The sequence below is a fragment of the Tenacibaculum sp. Mcav3-52 genome (genome assembly GCF_022347665.1).
In the GTDB taxonomy this organism is placed as follows: Bacteria; Bacteroidota; Bacteroidia; order Flavobacteriales; family Flavobacteriaceae; genus Polaribacter; species Polaribacter mesophilus.
The window spans coordinates 519,088-541,622 of sequence record NZ_JAKRGE010000002.1; the positions used below are offsets into that span (position 1 = coordinate 519,088).

Annotated in this window: 15 protein-coding genes and 2 tRNA genes; 8 read left to right on the plus strand and 9 right to left on the minus strand. The window is 31.5% G+C overall.

The features are described from left to right. Window positions 1-42: 42 nt before the first annotated feature. Window positions 43-1,716, plus strand: coding sequence for an alpha/beta hydrolase-fold protein (locus MHM83_RS08365; protein ID WP_239179215.1), 1,674 nt, complete (start codon window positions 43-45; stop codon window positions 1,714-1,716). 52 nt (window positions 1,717-1,768) lie between these two features. Here the strand turns inward: MHM83_RS08365 and MHM83_RS08370 are convergent, their stop codons facing one another. The 7 genes from MHM83_RS08370 to MHM83_RS08400 form a co-directional block, all read right to left on the minus strand. Then, window positions 1,769-3,886, minus strand: a complete 2,118-nt coding sequence (locus MHM83_RS08370) for a peptidylprolyl isomerase (RefSeq protein WP_239179218.1) — start codon at window positions 3,884-3,886, stop codon at window positions 1,769-1,771. 105 nt (window positions 3,887-3,991) lie between these two features. Continuing rightward, a complete protein-coding gene (locus tag MHM83_RS08375; RefSeq protein ID WP_082118615.1) occupies window positions 3,992-5,284 on the minus strand; it encodes a hemolysin family protein in 1,293 nt (430 codons plus the stop codon). Continuing rightward, entirely contained in the window at window positions 5,284-5,481 is a 198-nt protein-coding gene (locus MHM83_RS08380) for a hypothetical protein (protein ID WP_159489762.1), read from the minus strand. The genes MHM83_RS08375 and MHM83_RS08380 overlap by 1 nt, the downstream gene beginning before the upstream one ends. After that, window positions 5,481-6,053, minus strand: a complete 573-nt coding sequence (gene lptC / locus MHM83_RS08385; protein WP_047788526.1) for an LPS export ABC transporter periplasmic protein LptC — start codon at window positions 6,051-6,053, stop codon at window positions 5,481-5,483. Before lptC ends, MHM83_RS08380 begins: the two co-directional genes overlap by 1 nt. 9 nt (window positions 6,054-6,062) lie before the next feature. Further along, entirely contained in the window at window positions 6,063-7,373 is a 1,311-nt protein-coding gene (locus MHM83_RS08390; protein WP_047788527.1) for a hypothetical protein, read from the minus strand. 15 nt (window positions 7,374-7,388) lie between these two features. Beyond that, window positions 7,389-8,657: a hypothetical protein gene (locus MHM83_RS08395; protein ID WP_239179220.1), complete on the minus strand. Its 1,269-nt coding sequence runs from the start codon at window positions 8,655-8,657 to the stop codon at window positions 7,389-7,391. After that, window positions 8,650-9,381 (minus strand): type III pantothenate kinase, encoded by a 732-nt coding sequence (locus tag MHM83_RS08400; RefSeq protein ID WP_239179222.1) that lies wholly within the window; start codon window positions 9,379-9,381, stop codon window positions 8,650-8,652. Before MHM83_RS08400 ends, MHM83_RS08395 begins: the two co-directional genes overlap by 8 nt. A 109-nt stretch (window positions 9,382-9,490) precedes the next feature. Here MHM83_RS08400 and MHM83_RS08405 point away from each other — a divergent pair. From MHM83_RS08405 to MHM83_RS08430, 6 genes are all read left to right on the plus strand, one after another. Then, window positions 9,491-9,563 (plus strand) — tRNA-Phe (locus MHM83_RS08405). A gap of 64 nt (window positions 9,564-9,627) precedes the next feature. Beyond that, window positions 9,628-9,700 (plus strand) — tRNA-Phe (locus MHM83_RS08410). Between the two features lie 590 nt (window positions 9,701-10,290). Further along, window positions 10,291-12,111, plus strand: coding sequence for an AAA family ATPase (locus tag MHM83_RS08415; RefSeq protein ID WP_239179224.1), 1,821 nt, complete (start codon window positions 10,291-10,293; stop codon window positions 12,109-12,111). A gap of 4 nt (window positions 12,112-12,115) precedes the next feature. After that, a complete protein-coding gene (locus MHM83_RS08420) occupies window positions 12,116-12,751 on the plus strand; it encodes a 4Fe-4S single cluster domain-containing protein (RefSeq protein WP_047788531.1) in 636 nt (211 codons plus the stop codon). Next, complete coding sequence (locus MHM83_RS08425) at window positions 12,748-18,939, plus strand: protein kinase domain-containing protein (protein ID WP_239179226.1); 6,192 nt, start codon at window positions 12,748-12,750, stop codon at window positions 18,937-18,939. The genes MHM83_RS08420 and MHM83_RS08425 overlap by 4 nt, the downstream gene beginning before the upstream one ends. Beyond that, window positions 18,936-20,270 carry a hypothetical protein gene (locus MHM83_RS08430; RefSeq protein ID WP_239179228.1) on the plus strand — a complete coding sequence of 445 codons (1,335 nt, stop codon included), beginning with the start codon at window positions 18,936-18,938 and terminating at the stop codon, window positions 20,268-20,270. The genes MHM83_RS08425 and MHM83_RS08430 overlap by 4 nt, the downstream gene beginning before the upstream one ends. 116 nt (window positions 20,271-20,386) lie before the next feature. On the opposite strand, the gene MHM83_RS08435 is transcribed toward MHM83_RS08430, so the two are convergent. Beyond that, on the minus strand, window positions 20,387-21,367 hold the full coding sequence (locus tag MHM83_RS08435; RefSeq protein WP_239179230.1) for an endonuclease/exonuclease/phosphatase family protein: 981 nt from the start codon (window positions 21,365-21,367) through the stop codon (window positions 20,387-20,389). Between the two features lie 101 nt (window positions 21,368-21,468). Here MHM83_RS08435 and MHM83_RS08440 point away from each other — a divergent pair, with 101 nt between their 5' ends. Further along, window positions 21,469-21,933, plus strand: coding sequence for a hypothetical protein (locus MHM83_RS08440; protein WP_159489746.1), 465 nt, complete (start codon window positions 21,469-21,471; stop codon window positions 21,931-21,933). 80 nt (window positions 21,934-22,013) lie between these two features. On the opposite strand, the gene MHM83_RS08445 is transcribed toward MHM83_RS08440, so the two are convergent. Next, on the minus strand, window positions 22,014-22,529 hold the full coding sequence (locus tag MHM83_RS08445) for a gamma carbonic anhydrase family protein (protein ID WP_073181751.1): 516 nt from the start codon (window positions 22,527-22,529) through the stop codon (window positions 22,014-22,016). Between the last annotated feature and the right edge of the window lie 6 nt (window positions 22,530-22,535).

A 22,535-nucleotide genomic window follows, 5' to 3' on the forward strand; every position in this document is an offset into this window, starting at 1 on the left:
TTTCATTTCTTTTTTGCAATTACATTTGTAAAAAAAACAATAATGAAATTACTATTTTACACCTTCTTCTTTTTAGCTTTTATATCAACTAATGCTCAGACCACATATTCTGAACTAGTAAAAAAAGCTATGAAAACAATGAATACTTCAAAAGACACTACCTCTTACAAAAAAGCATTAAGCTTATTTGAAAAAGCTTTTGAAAAGTTTCCTGATAGTATTACCGATACTGAATTATACTATTCTTCTATTATTGCTGCTGATTTAAAACAAAATAATAAAGCTTTCAAATACTTAACTCCTCTATCTGAATTAATAGAAGATGAAGACGGTTATCCTGGTTGGGACTATGTTGTTGGTGAATATGCAGATGAAGATTACAAAAATATTCAAAACGACAAAAGATGGACAAAATTAAAAACTAAGGCTTTAAAAAGAAAAACTAAATTCTTTAGTAATCTAAAAAAATCAGAAGTAGAGTTTTTCAATACTTTAAAAATAAGTATTCCTGAAACCTTAAAGAGCGAAACACTTTTTAAATATTTAAAAGAATTTAATCCCTATATAACAAAACAACAACAAAGTTATTCTATAAGCTTTAAAATAAACGATTCTTTAAAAACATCTTATTACGTTCATTTGCCCCAAAACTATACTCCTAAAAAAGAATATCCTGTCCTTATTTTTTTACATGGAGCTGTAAGACATACTAAACTTTCTGACTTTGAAACAAAGAAAAACCTAAAGTATTGGAACAGATATTATACAAAGTATGCAGATAAAAATAATGTTATTTTAATTTTTCCTAAAGGAAACAAAAAGTATAATTGGATGACCTCTGATGCTGGTTTTTTTATGGTTCCTTCAATTGTAAGACAATTAAAAAAAGCTATCAATATAAACGATGATAAAATTTTTATTTCTGGACATTCGAATGGAGCTACTGGGGCATTTTCATATTTAATGAAACAGCCTAATATATTTGCTGGATTTTATGGTTTTAATACTGAACCAAAAGTGTATACGGGTGGAACTTATATTGAAAACATATTAAATCGTTCATTCATTAATTTTTCTACCGACCAAGATTACTATTATCCTCCAAACGCTAATGATAATTTAGTTAAGTTAATGAAAAGTATAGCCGCAGATTATAAGGATTATCGATATAATGGTTATCCTCATTGGTTTCCTCAATTTGATGCTTCTGAGTCTGCTTATAAAATTCTTTTTTCAGATTTAATGAAAAGGAAAAGAAATCCTCATCCAAGAAAAATAACTTGGGAGTTTGATGATAATAATTATGGAAGTATTGATTGGTTAACTAACATACAACTTGACACTTTACAAAAGAAAACCTCTTGGCATAATAATTTAAATTTTGACATTAAAAAGTGGCTTACATATAATGAAAAAGATAGCTTAATAGAAAAAATTGTAGATAAAAAAGCCTTTGACTTTCCAAAAAAATCAGGAAAAATAATTGCTTCATACCAAAACAATACCTTCACCATTAAAACTTCTCGAATCAAATCTTTTAGAATTAATCTTTCTCCAGAAATGGTTGACTTAAGTAAGAAAATAACAATTTATGTTAATGGCAAGTCTTACTTAAAAAAAAGAATTATATATGAAAGAGAGTTCATGATAGAAAATTTTAAAGAGAATATGGATTATAAACGGATTTGGGTAAACTTTATCAAAATTACCATATAAAAAATCCCGAACTGAATAGTTCGGGATTTTTTTATTGGTATGACGTTATTTCTTATTGAATTCCGTAAAAAGAACTCATGTTATCTTCAATTTCAGACGCTTTTTTAACCGCCTCATACATTTGAAATGTCTTATTCTGTCTTTCAGCAACAATACGCTTTCTATATGTGTCATAGTTAGGTAATGCTGTTGGCTCTTCTCTCTTTTCTACTACAAAAGCAAATACACCTTTATCTCCTGCAACATTTTTAACCATCTTGTTTTCTTTAGCGTTCATCATTGCTCCTACTACTTTAGGCTCAAATCCTACACCAGAAATTGTTGGTGATTGTAAGTTTACATCGGTTGCTGCTCTCACTGACTGACTCACAGATTTTGCGATTTCTTCTAAAGTAGCTCCGCTCATCTTATCTTCAATCATTTTGGCTTTTCTTTCGTTTGTTAATATAGGACGAACAGAAGTAATTGCCTTATCAACAGGCATTAAACCTTTAGCTGTTTTTGCTGTTAGTACCGCTACAATATATCCTCCTTCAACATCAAAACGCTTGTAACTTCCTTTTTCAGTCTCTGGTTCAAAAGCCCAAGTAATAATTTGTCTTTCGTTACCAACTCCTGGTACGTTTTCATCTAAAGATTTTAATCCTACTGCTGGTAGTGAAGTTAAGTTTTTTTCTTTTACAGCTTCTTCAAAAGCTTTTCCATTAGCTAATTCTAAAGCAAATGTTTCTGCATTTTGGAATACTGCATTCTCCGTTTCTTCTGAAGCTTCTATCTTACGTCCAAAAGTAGCTAACTTCACTACTGGTTGGAAATTCTTTTGCCCATCAATTTTAATTACATGGAACCCAAATTGAGTCTTTACAACTCCCATATCTCCTTCTTTACCTTCAAAAACAAAATCTCTGAATGATGGTACCATTCTATTGTAAGCAAACCAATCGTAAAATCCTCCTTTTTCAGCAGAACCTTGATCAGATGACATTTTTTTAGCTAAATCTGCAAACTTAGATTTATCTGCTTTAACAACAGCTAATAAGCTATCTGCTGTTTTCTTAGCTTCCTCTTCCGTTTGAACAACAGTAGCATCAGCACTAGCAGAACCAACAAAAGGAATTAAAATATGACTTGCTTTCGCAGAGTCTGGTAATTGTTTTACCTCAGTAATTTTAGATAACTTAAAGAATCCTGCATCTTTGTATGGTCCGAATACATCACCTTCATTTCCATTGAAAACCTCTTCTGCAATTACTTGAGGAACTTGTATTTTAAATTTATAACTATTATCTAATCTTAAATCAGAATCATTTTCTTCTAAAAATTCATTGTAGTTAGTAGTATTTTTTAACCCTTTAACTGGAGTGTTATTTACTACAGAATCATCAATTAATTTGGCCACATTAGCTTTAATAGCTTCTTCATCTTTTGCTGAAGGTTCGATATTAAATTTTACAAAGTTAATGTCTCTTGAAGCTTCTACTTGAAAAGCATCTTGATGTTGGTTTATATAATTTTGAATATCGCTTTTCTTTAAAGTTACTAAGCTATCTGCAATTGTTGTATAAGGTACATATACATACCTACCAGATACTTTTGTGTTTTCAGTTAAATATCTAGACTCCCCTTCTTTTAAAGAAGCTCCTAAACCAGCAGCTACTAAGTTGTCGTATGTTGTTTTTTCTATGTTACTTTTAATAGAAGCCATGTAATTTTGCCATGCAGCCCATTCTTGTCCATTTTCTTCTTTTATAGTAGCTAAATGTTCTTTTAACTTGTTTTTATCGAAAATACCTGAAGTTTGGAATCTAGCATCATTTTGAACTACAGGAGTTTCATATAAGGCATTTAAAATGTCTACATCTCCTACAGTAATTCCAGCTTCTTCTAATTGTTTTTTGTATATTTTTTGACGGATTAAATTATTCCATACTGCCTTTGCTGCTTGCATCTCAGACATACTATTTCCTGTTTGCGCTTTGTAAGCTTCTAGTGCTTCTGCAAACTCTTGACGAGAAATGGCTTCTCCATTTACTTCACCTATTTCGTTTACTTTACTTGCGCTGAAAAAATCTGATATTGTAGAAGGGTCTAATACAAAAGCAAAAAGTGCTAAACCAATTACAAGAATTAAGAACATTGAACGTTCTCTAATTTTCGATAAAATTGCCATACGTAATTTATTTTATTAACAGTGTGCGAAAATACAATTTCACATTAAATAATGCAATGTTTTTTTACGCTGTTTTTGAGGGAGTTCTAAGTAAAAGAGGCTAGCTTAATCTTCTTTGTAAATTACTTTAAAATAAATTTCATCAATCTTAGTTGCACTTACTTTTAAAATTTTGATTTGGAAGTTTTCTATATCTAATACCTCATCTTGTAATGGTATTGTTTCTGTATGGTTTAAAATAAAACCTCCTAAGGTTTCATAAGCTTCTTCTTTAGGAATTCCTAAACCATATTCTTCATTTAAATAATCTACCTCTAAACGAGCTGAAAAATTAAATTCATACTCACTAATTCGTTCTTCTAATAATTGTTGCGTATCATGTTCATCTTCTATTTCTCCAAATAACTCCTCTACAATATCTTCAACTGTAATAATACCTGAAGTTCCTCCATACTCGTCAACTACAACTGCAATACTTTTACGCTTTTTTATTAAATTATTAAGTACATCATTAATAATCATTGACTCAGGAACAAACTCTACTGGTAACAAAATCGACTTAATAGTACGTGGTTTTTTAAAAAGCTCAAAGGCATTTACATACCCTAAAATATCATCTAATGAATTTTTATAAACCAAGATTTTCGATAACCCAGTTGTAATGAACATTTTTTTGAGATTACTTACCGTTTCGTGTAAATCAACCGCAACAATTTCTGTCCTAGGCACCATAATTTCACGAGATTTAACCTTATGAAACTCTAATGCATTTTGAAATATTTGAATTTCTGAATCAACTTCTTCTTCATCGTTTCCTGAATCTAATTGTTCTAAAATATAATTTCCTAATTCTTCTTTACTAAATTCGGTCTGAATTTCATCTTCTTTTGTTCTAAAAAATACATGTAGAAAAAAATCTGATATCCTGGTAATTACCCATGTAACTCCATAAAAAATAACATAAAAAACATAAGCAGGTATAGCAAAAAACTTTAGCATTTCATTTGCATAAATTCTAAAGATAGCTTTTGGTAAAAATTCTGCTGTTACCAAGATAATTACTGTTGAAATAAGTGTTTGTGTTAGTAAGCTTATATCTGACAATACATAATTTACAACCGTATAATCAGAAGGTAAAAAAGATTGAAACCATCTCATTAACAACTCCCCCATAAAGTAACTATAAATTACTAAAGCTACGTTATTACCAACTAACATAGTCGTAATAAACTTTGAGGATTTTTCAGTTAGCTTAGTTAGAATTTTAGAGAGCAAACCGTCTCCCTTTTTTTCTAACTCTATGTGAAGTTTATTTGCAGATATAAAGGCTATTTCCATCCCAGAAAAAAAGGCTGAAAATAAAATAGAAGTAAGAATTATTAAGAGTTCGGGTTGCATTAACGTTCTTTGTTTCTTTTTTCTACTTTTCTTCTAAAGTGTCGTTTGAAGAAGAAAATTAATATGATAAAGATAGCAAATCCAAACATAATAAATGCTTCTTGTCTGTCTGAATTCCATTTAAAGATTCCTTCAACAAAAAAGATTACTCCTATAATCAAGTATCCGTATTGTAAATATTTCCAAAGTGCGTTCATTATATATCTTTTTGTGTAGTTTCTACATCTCCAGTAATATCTTTAGCTATCCATTTAGTTAAGTCTTCGCTCGACTCAAATCCAAAACCATTAATTACAGATTCAGGTGTTGTAAATCGAAAACCGTCTTCTGTAAAAAAATAATGCTCCTTTTGATCCCAAAACAACTGGTTAGTTTCTAATTTTGTTTGATTGCTATGGTTAGTGATAACAACATTACCTCTAATTTCAGATATTTTTGTTTTATTATAGGTTAATGCATAATTACCAGAAATTGTTGTTGAATCTGCTCCTTTTTTTTCTATTGTTACTATTTCTATTCCTTTTGGAAACTCACTGTAAGGGTGTTCTTTTCTATTTGAATAGTCATAAAAAATAGGTGCTTTTGTTTTTGAACTTATTCTTCCAGAATCTTTGTGAACATGATAAATATTTACTGCCGAACCTACTGGTAAATTTTTATCAGCAAGAAAATCTCGCACCTCCTTTTTAGAATTAGTACAAGAAAAAAACATTGCTACCAAATAAATGGTAGCAATGCTATTGTATATATGTTTTGCTCTTTTAAGCATTAACTTCTATTAAGGTACACGAACAGTTTCTCCAATCCAACATCCTACTCTATAACTTGCACCTGAAGACATTCCTTTTTGGAAAATTAACTTTTTAGATGGTACATTTTTTTTGTAACTAGAAATATATCTTCCTGCTCCACATCCTGGATCAACTTTTTGTGCTTTTAAAGCTTTATTTAAGGCTGCTACATATACCATTCTTTTTTCAAACTCGTCGCTACCACATGAATTTGCGCTTCTTTGGTATAAACTTGCAATAAACAAATATGCTTTACCCATATTAGGATTGTATTTCAAAGCTTCGTAAGCTAAAGCTCTTCCTCTACTTCCACCAGCATTTTGGGCTTCTCTTAATTTATACTTGGCTTTTTTAAATGGATCTGTTTCTAAGTCGAATGCTTTTTTTCTCATCTCAGCAGCTCCACCTTTATCTCCATTTTTAGCCAAAACTCCTGCTAAGAAGTTATATGCATCTGCAGACTGTGTTACTTTAGCATACTCGTTTGCTAATTTTTCAAATAAAGGATCTGTTTGACACTCTTTGTTATACATTCTTGATACTGCTCTTTTTAACCAAACACCATCAGTTTTATTTTCTTCAAAATCTCTAGAATAAATAGGTATTAATCTCTCGCAAGTTGCTATCTTAGATATTTTAGCGTCTAAACCACCTTCTACTTGACCTAATGAAGAAGAGTTAATAGTATATGCTCTTAAAAGACTCTTTTCTCTTGATGTAATAGTACCCACAGAATCTTTCTCTTGTAACTTTGCTATCTTCTTACTGTAATCTTCCAGCTTTTCATCAACCGATTCCATTACATCATCATAAGTATCAAATACTTTTTGTGGATTTGTATCTTGATACTTATCAGCTATCATTTGGAAGTATCTGAAGATATTTTTTACCCCCATATCTTTAGGAGAAATATCATAAGCCTTTTTTAAGATTTCAAAAACTTCATCATCAGAAGCTAATTTATTATCTATTAAAAACTCAGCGTAATCACTATGCGCTTTTGCTGCCCCTTTCTTTGGATAATTAGCTAATCTTGTTTCATATACTTTTTTAGCTAAAACAGGATCTTTTAAGTTCTCTGCAACTTTTGCTCCATACTTGTATATGTTAATAGACAATGTAGCACAGTTATCTAATAAGTATTCTAAATTAGGTTTTGCTTGGTCATATTTTTTAGTTGTAGCATCTCCTTTAAAAAGATTGTATTTAATATGACACTCTTGACTTGCTTGCGCTTTCGCTCCACTTACGGCTACAAACAAAAATAATCCTGTTAGTAAATACGTAATTTTTTTCATCGTTCTCAGTTTATGTTAATCTATTCGTGTTTTTTGGAACCACTTAATACTATTTAAAGATAAACTTAATCTTACATTAAAGTAGTCTTCTTTTATTAAGTTATTGTTAGTAGTACCTCTTTGCCCATACTCAAACCCTATATTAACGTTTGATAGTTGTCTTGGCAACGGTAATCCTAGTCCAACATTTATGCCAAAGTCTTTCACAGAAGTAAAATTATCGGTAGTTTTAACTAGCAATCCTGTATCTTCAAAACGCAAACCTGCCCTATAAGCAACTCTATCCCAATAACTTGAAATAGAATTTATTTTCGGTATAAAATATCCTCCTATTGCAAATTTATTTGAATCTTCATATTTATGAGATGATCCATCTGCTATAAAAACACTATTACTTTCTAAAGCTGTTTGAAATTCTTGATTAATTCCTACATACCATTTATTTTCTTTTCCTAAACCAAAACCATAAATACTTTTTAAAGGCATGTTGATATTACCATTTAAAGTTCTATTGAATAGTTCATTTCTAGGAACTTCTTGCCCTGATCCATTAAATGACAATGAATACATTTTCTCAGATCCTTTAGCAGATAAATCTGTAGACAAAATAAATGATGCTCCTGTAGATAGTTGTAGTTTATTTTTAAGTTCTGTTTTATATTGTATACCTAACTTAAACTGTCCTCCTCTTAAATTGAAAGACTCTTCATGTTTAGTTGCTAATGCTACATCTGCTCTTTGATTTAAAACGCTATTATCTATGCTTCCAAAAATAAATCCCGCTTCAGCACCAATAGACAAGCCTTTATAAACATACATACCATAACTAGCATATATCTTATTGGCTCCTCCTTCACCTGTGAATAAAGTAACATTATCAGCATTTTCATCATTTAGCAAAGAGTAGCCTACAGATGAAAAAGGTTGCAAACCAATAGATAAACCTGCATTTTTTCCTACAGGAAAACCTAACGATATATATCTTAAGTTTGTTGAGTTACCTGTTTGAGAAGCATTTTGTTCTTTAACTGTTAAAAAAGTCAAACTACCACCTATTGCGTAGGTTGCTGCTTTTAAATCAGCATTTGAAGCTGGGTTTGTAAAATTTAGGTGATGATAATCTTTCATTGCAACACCTATACCTCCCATAGAAGCTTGTTCTACTGTTACTGCCTCAAAACTCTCACCAATACCAAAATAAGAATAAGGTGATGCACTATTTCTTTGTGCTATTATTACTGATGAAGTAAGTACAAAAACTCCTAATATAAATCTCTTAATCATTCGCTAAATTGTGTATCAAAATAGTATGTAACCCCTCCAAAACAAAATTTGGATGGGCAAATATGACACTTTTTAATTGTTTTGACAAAAAATATGTATCTCCTCCTGTTAAAACTACTGTTAAATGTGGATATTTTTTTTGATATTGTACTATAACCCCGTCTATTTCATTACAAACTCCATTGATAATCCCTGAATGAATTGAACTTTCTGTATCTGTACCAATAAAGTTTTCTAATTCTTTTGCTTTTAATAACGGTAATTTAGAAGTAAAAGTATGTAGTGCCTTATACCTCATAGTTATCCCCGGTGAAATAGCCCCTCCAAGATAATTTCCTTCATCTGTGATAAACTCATATGTTATACAAGTACCAGCATCTAGTACCAATACATTTTTATTTGGATATTTTTTTATCGCTGCTGATGCCAATGCTACCCTGTCTACTCCTAATGTTTTTGGCGTTTTATATAAGTTCTTAAATGGAACTTTGGTATTTGAGTCTAAAAAAAACGGATTCAAAAGTTCAGCTATTTTTTTCGTTTCCTCATCTGTAAAATTAGCTACAGACGATATAATACTATTCGAAATTGAAAAATTTGAAATTATTTTTTTTAGCTCTGAAATTATATTTGTTTTTTCAAAAGTAAAGACTTCTTTAATAGTATCTATTTCAAAAACAGCTACTTTAACTCTTGTATTTCCTACATCTATAATTAGGTACATATTTCATTTCTTAGAGCTTGTAAATTTACGTTACATTTTTTTAAAGTTTTTACTTTGTATAATTAAAAAACGATTGTATATTTGCATCCGCTTAACGAAAGTAGCAACTGGTGCCTTAGCTCAGTTGGTAGAGCAAAGGACTGAAAATCCTTGTGTCCCTGGTTCGATTCCTGGAGGCACCACAATAAAACTAGTAAAATTAGTTGCGAGTTTTATTTTAAAGATGTTACTTTTTAAGTTATGACTGGTGCCTTAGCTCAGTTGGTAGAGCAAAGGACTGAAAATCCTTGTGTCCCTGGTTCGATTCCTGGAGGCACCACGATAAAAACCCGAACAAAATTGTTCGGGTTTTTTAGTTTTAACAATAAATCAAAATGTTCTCATACATTTTGATTTTTAATACAAATTCTTGCAAAATTCTATCATCTAAGAGGCATTAAGGTTTATTTCAGTTTCAAAAAATCAGGATATATAAGTAAGACTATGCATCTACCGCTGAACACCTCACTAAACATGATTTATAAATACTTACTTTTTTAAAAAACTTATATATTCTTTAATTTTCTTTAATCGTTTTTGTAATTATATATTTGTTTATTTTTAAATTGGTCATGTTAAAACAAGACCAATAAATACTTAGGAACCTTATCGTATGAAAAGAACAATGAGTCATACTCTTGAGATACTTCTCAGGTAGTAGAGTATTGAAAGTGTGTTAATGAGTAAGGTTAAGGAAGAAGAAAAAATTGCAAGACATAAAAATATTAATCAGCTCATTAAGTTTCCAATCTAAATACAGTAAACGCTATGATACTTTAATTAACAAATTAAGCGATATATAACAGTTAATTTAGATTAAGTATTAAACGCTTCAAAAATTGTAATAAATGAGTTAAAACAAAAACAAGAATGAATAACACCAAACCTCGATGGCTACAAGACTTTAGAAGGTTTGTTCCTTTAAAAAGTCAATTTTTTCTTTCGGGTAATATTAAGGATTTTCAGTTACTGGAGAACGATTTTGGCAGCTACAGTTGGCATCGATTAGAAAATGTAATAGATTCTGAATTAAAAAACATAGGGTATACACATGTGGTTTACTATAACCCGTTAAGTGGTTTTGACATTCCCTTTTTTACAGGAAATTCAGATGAAAAAAAAGTGTTTTTTCAAAAACTTCAAATTCCTCTTCAGCAAGAAGGTGTCTATAACGATTTACAAACCTTTAATACGGTATTACAAAAGATTATTCACTATCCTGATGAACCCATTGGGTTAATTGTCGATTTCGCTTCTCAGTTTTTAATAAATGTTGAAAATTTGGTAAAAGCAGAACACGATTCTTTTAGTATAGCTCATATCTTATCTCAAACTACAGAAACTAAACCTTACGGTAACCCTCCTAATCCGTATTACAACATTGTAATATGGTTAGTTGATAAAGAGGGAGACTTACCCGATTGGATGGTGGTTAACAACCCTAAAATAAGACATATACCTATTGGAAAACCTAATCACATTGCTCGTAGAAGATTGGTTCACCCGATTGTGGAGAGCCTAAGTAAAGATAAAACTAATGTAGATACTATAGTTACTGAATTTGTGGAAGAAACTGAAGGTCTTTTATTGTTAGACTTAGTGGCGATTATAGAACTAGCAAGGTCAGAAAACATACCAATATCTATGATAGCAGATGCAGTACGGCGATACAAAGTAGGTGTAACTGAAGACCCTTGGATGAAAATTCAACGTAGCAAAATTGAAAACGGAGAAGCTTTTATCAAAGAACGTGTTATTGGACAAGATCATTCTGTACAACATATCATGGATATTGTAAAGCGAGCCATCACTGGAGTGGGGAATTCTAAAAGAAATAATCGCCCAAGAGGTGTAGTTTTCTTAGCAGGGCCTACTGGTGTTGGAAAAACTGAATTAGCTAAAACCTTAACCAGTTTATTATTTGGTGATGAAAGTGCCTATATTCGGTTTGACATGTCTGAGTTCAGCGCTGAACATTCCGATCAACGGTTAATCGGTGCTCCTCCAGGATATGTGGGTTACGATGTTGGTGGCGAACTCACCAATGCTATAAGAGAAAAACCATTTAGTGTAGTCTTATTTGACGAAATTGAAAAGGCACACCCTAGAATATTAGATAAATTTCTTCAGATTCTAGATGATGGGGTTCTTACGAGTGGACGAGGAGACACCGTTTATTTCTCTGAGACACTAATAATTTTTACATCAAACCTTGGAATTTATAAAAATTCAACTACTGGTGAACGATTACCAAATGTGACTTATAAAGATAGTTTTGAAACTGTTGAAAAGAAAGTACGACATGAAATTGAGCGCTATTTTAAGTTTGAACTCAATCGACCTGAACTCCTCAATAGAATTGGAGACAACATTATTATTTTTGATTATATACGTAAAGATGTTGGTGAAATGATTTTTGATATGATGATGAAAAATAATATAAAGGGGATTCAAAAACAATTAAATATTACACTAAATATTCACCCCACAGTGATGCAAACATTAAAAGAATTATCTGTTGCTGATTTAAACAATGGTGGTAGAGGCATTAGAAATAAAATTGAGTACCATTTTATCTCACCTTTCTCTAGAGCTTTGTTCTCTTTAAATCCAGACAAGGGAGAAACGGTAGAAGCAACTTCTATTTCTTTTGAAAACCGAAGTACTACCATTCATCTAACTAAAAAATAATTGAATGAAAATAGGAATCTCTCGTTTACACTTTCCAGTAACTACACTTGGTCCAGGGCAAAGAGTTGGCATTTGGTTTCAAGGCTGCTCTCTACATTGTGAAGGATGTATCTCAGCAGATACCTGGCAATTCAAAACCAATTCAATAAATATAGAAGAAGTAAAAAATCTATTAAAAAAGTGGCTTCCAACATGCGATGGAATTACTATTTCCGGCGGAGAACCCTTTGATCAAGAACCTGCTTTACAAAATTTGCTAAAATTTCTTAAACCTTATAAACTTTCCTTGTTAGTTTACAGTGGATACTCTTTCCAAGAATTAAAATATAAAAAAGTTGTTCAGGAGAAATTAATCGATGTGTTAATTTCTGAACCTTATGACTATACAAAAGCCCAAACTCGAGCTTTATTAGGAAGTGACAATCAACAAATTCATTTTCTTACTAATTTAGGAGCGCAAAGCTTTGCTAAATATTTAAACAAAAAACCCGAAAGTAAATTAGACATTCAGTTTAATAATGAGACTCTTTGGATGGCAGGCATACCTATTAATGGAATGAATAAAATAACTGAAAGTTTTCGACAAAACAACGTTGAAATAACCAATACTCAAGCGGTGATAAAGCAACATAAGAAATGAAACACATACGACTTTGTCCTGCATGTAATACTGAACGACCAGTAACCGAAATGTATTGCCAAAACATAATCAGTAATTCAACATGTAGTTGGTTATTAATGAATGTACCCCAAACTCCAGTAGGCGGTCGAATCGAAATTCATCCTGAAGCTGAAGAATCAATCAAACGCCTTTGTGAAAACGGACATGAAGTTGGAGAAGACGATTTTATGTGCATGGAATGTGGTGCTGACATTCAAGAATTAACAATTAAAGAAGAAGCCCTCAAGAAAATTGATGCATACACCATTATTGAACCTATCGAGATTTCAGGAGCTACCAAAGAATGTTTTTTAGTTAAAGACACTAATGAAAAACACTTTTTTTTAACTTATTATCATGAAAATTCTGAGCCTGATAAAACAATTTATGATGTACTGCACCGAGCAGATGTTGATCATATTGCTAGATTAGTAAAAACAGGTTATTGGAACAATCGATTTTTTGAAGTTTCTGAACATATCCAAGGAGGATCACTCAATGATTTAGGATATATAAAAGAAAACAGACTCGAAACTTTAGTAAACGAAATCGGTCGAGCACTACGAGATTTCTCAGAAGCTGGTTTTAGACATCGTAATTTATGTCCTAAAAACATTCTAATCCGTGATAATGAAACCTTCGATTTGGTAATTATCGATTACAGTTCTGCAAGGTTATCAGATTATGATCTTGATACCGATACCCCTATACAATTAACTCGGTATACAGCTCCGGAAGCTATCATTGGCGGAGTAAGTCCTGCCTCGGATTGGTGGAGTTTAGGAATGATAGTTTTAGAGCAAATTACCAAAGGAGCGTTCTTTGAAAACATTAATGACAAGGCCTTCATGATCCATTTGGTAACCAGAGGCGTTCAAATTCCAGAAGGTATTGATGAACGTATACTTTTATTGCTAAAAGGCTTGTTATGTAGAGACCCTCTTAAACGTTGGCACTGGGAACAAGTAGAAAAATGGCTGAATAAAGAATATGTTGCTCCTCCTATAGAAGCTACTTCGGGGACTGATCAAAAAAAGGAAAAAACCATCCAACTTGGAGATACAACTTACACCAATGTAAGCTATTTTGCACTTGCGGCAGCAGAGGAAAATAATTGGGAAAAAGGTTTGACCTTATTTACTTCTGGTGAAATTTCAAATTGGGTAAAAGAAATCCTTGGAGAAGGAAAAATAGCTGCTACTATTAGAAACTTACGCTCTAAAGAAGATATCGATTTGGAGTGGAGGTTTTCCTTAGCTTTAATGCACCTCAATGAAGCTTTACCACTTACTTGGCGAGGACAAATTATTATTCCTGCATGGTTACTTGGCAACCCAACACTAGCTTCAGAGCTTATAGAAGGAAACATTCCTGATTATTTAAACACACTTTCACGTGAAAAATGGTTGGTTAACCTCAAGAGTAGAAAACAAAATGTTTTGCAAAAAGCAAAGAGTTTAGGTATTGAATTGGATAATGACAAGCTCAAGATTAATACACTAAGTACTTCTAGGGTACGATTAAAATCTGAATTGAATCTTTTACGTCAAATTTATCCTGATGCCAAAAACATCAGTTTATCTGATTTAATGGGAGACATCCGACTTAGTGAAGAAGATTTGATACTTATTTTAAGCGCTCAACAAGATCAATTTATCTCCTTAAATCAATTAGTAAAAGAAGCTACTAATTTGGCAAGAGAAATAAAAATTGAATCTAATGAAAGTTTTTTTAGAGAAACTCTAATAAAATCCAGACTAGAAATTTACGAATCTCTACACGAGCTTTTAGAAGGGTTTTCACTAAGTGATAACAATAACTTAAATCGTTGGGCAGATCGTTTCAGGATAGAAAGACGATTACCCATATTGCAATCAATTTTATGTTTATCTATTCCCAAAGACAAATGGATTACACCACCAAAGCATGAATATGCTTCTAGTTTATTAAACTTTTTTGAAAAAAAGATTATTCATACTTCCTCTAGAGGTCCTTTAGTTAGATTAGTTATTTCTAAACATTCTCCTCGTTTAGATTTAAAGACATTAGGAACCTCATTAAAACCTTCAGAAAAAATACTCAATAGTATTATTAATCGCTCATCTAGTACGGAAAAAATAGATCCATTAAGTTTCAGCCAAAACCCATTACTTAGTTACCGAACAAGGAGGTTAGTTTTAAGAACAGCAAACTTTAAACGCGATACCGGTTTAGACTCTTTGTATTTAGGGTTTCCATTCCTAATTAGTCAGTTCAAAAAAAATAATCGTCCCCGAATATTACCTATTATTTTATGGCCAATTACACTGGAATTTAAATACCGATCAAACCCTACACTAAAAATTGGTTTCGACAAAGTTCGTGAAGAAATTCGACTAAACCCAGCTCTTTCAAGCTCCTTAGAACCTGAAAATTACAAAAGAATAACACAAATTTATAATGAGGTTTTAAGTAGGCAATCTCTAAGTGTTTCTGAGGTTATCGATGCCTTCGGTTCATTTGTAAAACACAAAACTTCAAAACTTGTTACTCATCCTGAAGTTACTTACATGATGGAAGATATAGGTCTTGAACTACATAGCTCTGGAGTAATTTTTAATGCCAATTTTACAGGTCAATCAATTAGTGAAGATTTGCGTTTACTTCAAAAATTACCACATTCGGGAACAGCTATGGAACCAATTTTAAAAATAAGCACGCCACAAACACCCGAATATAAGCCCATACAATCAGAAAATAATCGATTTACTGTCGTTAATGTAGATCCTTCACAAGAACACGCAGTAATGCATAGTCGAATAAAACCAGGTATTGTCATTGAAGGTCCACCTGGAACAGGGAAAAGCCAGACGATTGTTAATATCATTTCCGATTGTATTGGTAGAAAGGAAAAAGTATTAGTAGTCTCTCAAAAAAGAGCAGCAATTCAGGTAATTATGAAACGGCTAGAGGCTGTAGGTCTAGAAAAAAGAGCTCTTTCTATCACTGATATTGCTAAAGATAGACAAGAAATTATTCGAAGTATTCGTGAACAGGTTTCTTTCGATTTAAACAAATCTGAGCAACAAAATATTCTTGAAAAAATCACATTCAAGCGAAATAACTTGGCAAAACAAATTGATAGAATCGAATCGAAATTGAATATAATTTCTAAAGAGATTCATATGCTGGACGAGCAAGCAGGTGCAAGTTATCGAAACATTTTATCTGAACTTATTGAAATTCAACATAGTGATTATATTGATATTCCTGAAGCCCGAAATTTTCTAGAAAATACTTCAGCAGATGATTTAAACATTCTTGAAACGGAAATCAGTATGTTAATGCGTGAATGGGTGCCTTCAAAATATGAAAATAATGCGCTTTCCAATTTAAAAATAACACAATATGATGACGCAACAAAAAAAGCAATTAAGCAAGATATAGAGCTTTTTAATGAGATTGAAGAAAAAAGAGTAGATTGTATAAAACAAACCACAGGAGTCTATGATAATGAACACGCTCAATTTTATAAAGCATGGCTGTATAAAAACGAACAAAAACTCCTAAATATTACTGATACAGAAGCTAAAAATGCTAAAATTTGGCTTGATTTTATTTGGGATGAATTCAATGAAAAGTCCATTGGTGACGATATTCTTGATGAACTAAAACAATTACTATCAGACCTCAAAATACTGATTTTCAAATACAAAAAAATCTATTTTTCGAGTTGGTTAATACAAACTGATAATGAAATCCTAGAAGAAGTAATTCGAGCTTGTGACAGCTATCTAAATACATCCATTTTTAAGTTTCTTAATCCTTTAACATGGAAACATCAATTTCTATTGAAGAAAGTTTTAAAAGAACTTGAACTTCACTCCAATAAAGAAAATATAAAACTATTAAAAACAAATTCTGAGTACGAAATTACTTTTAGAGCTTACCGAAATCACTTTAATGATATATTAATAAAGTTAAACAATACAGTAGAAACCATTACAAACCCTAAGTTTCTTGCTGTGAAAATTAGTGATAAAATCAGCGAACTATTAGACACGATTGTTTTAGTAAAAGCATTAAAAAAATGCCCTTTAAAAGATGAAGCTAAAAAAGTTTTAAAATCCGGAAAAGAATCTGAATTTCAAAATTTCATAAAAGAATTAAGCAGTGCTAGTAATCGTTTTGAAAAAAGACAAGAATCCTACAAAAAACTAACTGACTTAAAACAATGGTTAATAGATTCTAGTTTTATTTTTTTCCATTCAAACATAAAAAATAACAATACCGATTTATCTGTCATTCAAAAAATGTCCCAAGACATAAACCACTTTATTCCATATCAAAAATTTAGGATAAGACTAGGAGATAAACTTCAAGAAGACAAAACATTACAACTTTTAGCAATTTTTAGGAATTACGAAAATAAAATTACTCAATACACCTCTGAACGTTGGCCTAAAATTATCCAAAAAACAATACGACGAGAAGGTTTATTGGGTTGGAAACAACGTATTGAAAAAGAAACACCAGCCTTACTAATGGCTGATAGTGAAATTGACCAAAATGTACGATTGTTAGAAAATAGTTTAGCTGAAATAAAAACATTAAACAAAGAACTACTTAACTTAAACTATGACTTTGAAAAAATTGGCTCAAAGTCACAATGGCATGGTATTACACGTCTACGAGGGCAGAACTATAAAAAACTACGAGAATTTATTCATTTAGGTGACAATTTAGGTTTAATGAATATTCGTCCAATTTGGTTGATGAGCCCAGAGGTAGTTTCACAAGCTTTACCTTTACAAGCAGGATTGTTTGATGTAGTAATTTTTGATGAAGCTTCTCAAATGTTAATTGATCATTCAATCCCTTCACTTTATCGTGCAAAACGTGTAATTGTAAGTGGTGATGAAAAGCAAATGCCTCCGGCAAACTTCTTTGGTCATAAAATGGATGATGACGAAAGTGAAGGCATAAATATCGAACTCAGTGAGGATAATTCCGAAGAAGAATTAACTCTATATGAAGAGGCTTGGAATAAAAAAGAAGTCAAAGATTGTCCAGATTTATTAACATTAGCCAAAACGGTTCTTCCCACCACTACACTTCAAATTCATTACCGTTCTCAATACAAAGCACTTATCAACTTTTCTAACCATGCCTTTTATGCTGGTCAATTACACATTCCTGCTTATCACCCTAAAAACGAAATTAAGAAAATAAAACCTCTAGAAGTCATTCGAGTAAATGGTGTTTATAATGAACAAACCAACGAAACTGAAGCTGAAGTGCTAATTGAATACTTATTTAACCACTGGCAATTACCTGAAAATGAAATTTTAAGTACAGGTATTGTAACCTTCAATAAAAAACAAGCAGATCTTATTGAAGATAAAATTGAAGAAAAAGCGCTTTCAGATGATGCTTTTATGGAAGTTTTAAATCGTGAACGTAACAAACAACAAGAAGGAGAAGCCATGGGCTTTTTTGTTAAAAATGTAGAGAATGTTCAAGGAGATGAACGTGATATGATTTTATTTAGCACTACATTTGGTTTTAATAAACAAGGAGTTTTCCGCCGCAATTTTGGAGCTTTAGGGCATCGTGGTGGAGAAAGAAGACTCAATGTAGCTATTACAAGAGCAAGACATAAAGTAGTTATTGCCACCTCAATGCCCATCAAAGATATTTCTGATATGCTTTCTACAGGACGATCTCCATCAAAACCAAGGGATTATATTCAGGGCTATTTGAAATATACCGAAACACATTTTAGTAATCAAATAGAGGTTGCTAATCAATCGTTAAAAAGGCTTTCATCAAGAAAAATAGAAGAAAGTAAAACACTAAATAACGATGGTTTTAAAAATACTGTTAGAAATTACATTCACAGCTTGGGTTATGAAACCGTGGAAAATAATGATAACAATGTTTTTTATTTAGATTTAGCCATTGAAGATAAAAACACAGGACGATTTGTTATTGGAATTGAATGTGATGTACCTCAAAACTCATTACTTAAAGATGCAAGACATCGTGAAATATGGCGCCCATTGATTTTAAAAAAATCGATTCCTCATATACATAGAACTACCTCTTATAAGTGGTTACAAGATACAGATAATGAAAAATTAAGGCTGAAACACGCCATACAAAATGCTTTAAACAACACACCATGAGCGGACCAAAAGTTGTACGAATCGTTACCCCAGCTGAGCGAAAATTGATAAAGAAAAGGTGGTTAACTAGATTAAAAAACAAAATAGAACACGTGAAGGCTTATGCCATCAAACATAATATGTTTACAGAAGAACTTCAAGGTGCTTTGGATGAAACATTGGAGTATTACCAAAATATTTCAGAAGATGATTATAGAAAAATAGAGCGAGAAGTTTCGGGACAAATCGAGTTTCTAGATAAGGAAAAAAAGAATTTGGTGAAAAAAGTAGTTAAAATTAGGACTTCTAAATGGGAATCATTTAAGAACCTAAAGAGTACACATAACGAATTACGCTTTTTACTTAAAAACAAAAGCATTGATTTCCAAGACTTCGACACTCCTTCAAATATAAATGAAATAGAAGAATATCGTGAAAAAGTAGATTATTTGTACAGCCTTTTAAAAGAAGCTTCTTTTAATTCTCAAACACTGACAAATGAACAAAAAGCAATTCAAGAACGATTATCTTCTGGTGACAGTTTGCTGTCTGTACAAAAATGGCGTTCCAATCGTCCTAAAGTAATTTCCAGACTAAAAAAGTTAGAAAACGCGTTAAAGGAAATGTATATTTCTGAAATTCCTCAGAACAAAATACACGAATTTATGAATCGTTGTGCCGAATTAGAAGAAGAAGCTCCTAATTACGATTTGTTATTGGATTCATTAACTATTCAGGTAGCCGAGTTCAGTAAAAATCAATTGGCATTACGGGAAGCTAAAGAAAAGCTCAAAACAGCCATTGGCCAATTAGAATCTTTAGAATTGAATCTGAGTTTTATTGATAAATGGATAGCCTTACTTAATTCAGATAATCTAAATGATGTAAAAGATGCCTTAGAAAAAGCCAAATACTTGTATACTGAAGTTTCGGAGAAAATCATTATTGAAACTCGACGAAAGGCTATTAAAAAGGCATTACAAAATGCAGGTTATGAAGTTAATGACACAATGGAAACTGCATGGGTTGAAAATGGGAGCTTAGTGGTAAAAAAAGCTAAAAATTCGTTATATGGTGTAGAGTTTATGAGTCCCAAAAACCTAAGCCGCATTCAAGCACGAGTTGTTGCCGATAAAAATAGAAATAATGAACGCAGTCCAAATCTAGACAAAAATCAGGAAGAAATTTGGTGTGATGAATTTTACGATATTAAAACTATTTTAGAAAGCCAAAATTTATCTATTGTTGTGGATAAAGCAGAAGAAGCAGGTGCAGTAAAAATGAAAGAAATTGCTCTAGGTAATGATTATGTAAAAAGAGAAAATCAATCCAAGAAAAGAAAAAATGTTTAAATTCAATACAAAAATATGTATAACTACATACCACTATAGACAGTATCTTATTGTAAGGTAGCTTTGAAAACAACTCTATATTTAAATAAAGAAGCTTGGAGCTTTACCAAGCTTCTTTATTTTTTTAATTTAAACTTCATTTCAATAGGCAAATGATCTGATGCCTGTCCGAACTTTTTTAATACACTTCCCTCTACATACTCTATAAAATCCTTGGTATAAAAAATATAATCAATACGTTCTTCTGGATTTTTTGTATCAAAAGTATTCTCAGGATTTTCAGTTGAGAAAGCAGCATTTCCTACTCCATCCATTGCAAATATTTTTTGAATAACGGCTTCACTGTCTCTAGCTTTTGAGTTAAAATCTCCTAATAAAATTGTAGGGTATTGACTCTTATACTTATTAAAAAGATTCAATACGTACTCAAACTGTCTTACTCTCGTTGCTTTATCAAATGCTTCTAAATGTAAATTTATTACTACCACTTCTTTTCCTTCTACCTTAACTTTTACCACTTGTACCAACCTGTCTAAATACAAAGCGTCTCTATAAAAAGGGTTATCAGCTACTCGTTCTAAAACGATACGCTCATAATCTTTTAACTCATATTTACTTAAAATTGATTGACCTGAAACTATTTTACCAAAGTGCATACTTGGTGGCCAGTATGGAAAAGGCACATAATTCTCATCCCAGTTTACACCTCTTGCTACATAATTATAACCTATTTCTGCTAATTTTTCTTCTTGGTTTACTTTATAAGATCTAGCTGCATTGTAATCAACTTCTTGAAGCGCTATAATATCTGGATTTACTTTTTTTATTTCAGTTAATACCTTTTTCATATTTCCTTCAAACAATTGCTTAGGTTTTGCTACTGCTCGGTTATTTGTCATCCCACTTAAGTACCCAATATTGTAGGTTACTATGCTATAGATTGAATCATTATCAGTTGTACTCGCATACTCATGCGTAATAATTTTAGCATATTCTGCTTCATCAATTGTTGGTGAAGACGCCCAAAAAAAGAAGATTACAAACACTCCTATAACCACCAATAAAAACCTTACAGCAATTCTGAAAATTAACTTCATAAAAAATAAAAAAATGTTAAATATAGTTTCAAATTTAAACTTTTTTAATCTGCAACGGTCTTAGAAGCGTAAATAATTAATAAACCTTAAAATTTAACAACATGAAGAAAGCACTAACACTCTTGATTTTAGCAGTTGGTTTTACTGTTACTACTCAAGCTCAAAAGAGAGATAAAACTAAACATGAAAAATTAACTGTAGAGCAAAAAACAGAATTAGCTGTAAAAAAAATGACCTTACAGCTTGATTTAACAGAGTCTCAACAAAAACAAGTGAAGCCTTTAGTAGCAGAGCAAATTTCTGAAAGACAGGAAATGTGGGCTAAAAGAAAAGCTATGAAAAAAAGTGGTACTAAACCTACTGCTGATCAAAAATATGCTATGAAAAGTAAAATGCTTGACAAACAAATTGCTTACAAAACTGAAATGAAACGTATTTTAAATGAGCAACAATATGAACGTTATGAAAAAATGGCTGCTCGAAAAATAAAGAGACATAGCAAGAAAGGTGATCGCAAAATACACAAAAAAAGAAAGCATCATAAAGAAAATAAAAGCGATAAGTAATATCGATTTATAGTAGATTAGTTTTTGATTGAAAAAAAAGCTCGGTTTTGGAAACAGAACCAGGCTTTTTTATTTTTTCATTATTCTTTAAACCAACTTGAATATTTCACATAATTATTGGCAATTCGATCAATTTCATCTGAAATAAGTTCTTTGGAAATATCTTTTACTTTTTTTGCTGGAACCCCAGCGTACACACTTCCACTTTCAATATGTGTATTTTTAGTTACTACAGCACCTGCTGCAATAATAGAATTTGACTCTACTACACAATCATCCATGATAATACTTCCCATACCTACCAACACATTATCATGAATAGTGCACCCATGTACTAAGGCATTATGACCAATAGACACATTATTTCCAATAGTTGTTGGTGATTTTTGATATGTTGCATGTATTACTGCACCATCTTGTACATTTACTTTATCTCCCATTTTTATATAGTGTACATCTCCGCGAATCACCGCATTAAACCATACACTACACGACTCCCCCATTTGCACATCGCCTACAATAGTTGCGTTTTCCGCAATGTAACAATCATTTGGAATTTGTGGGTGTTTTCCTCTTACTGGTTTTATAATTGGCATAAATTT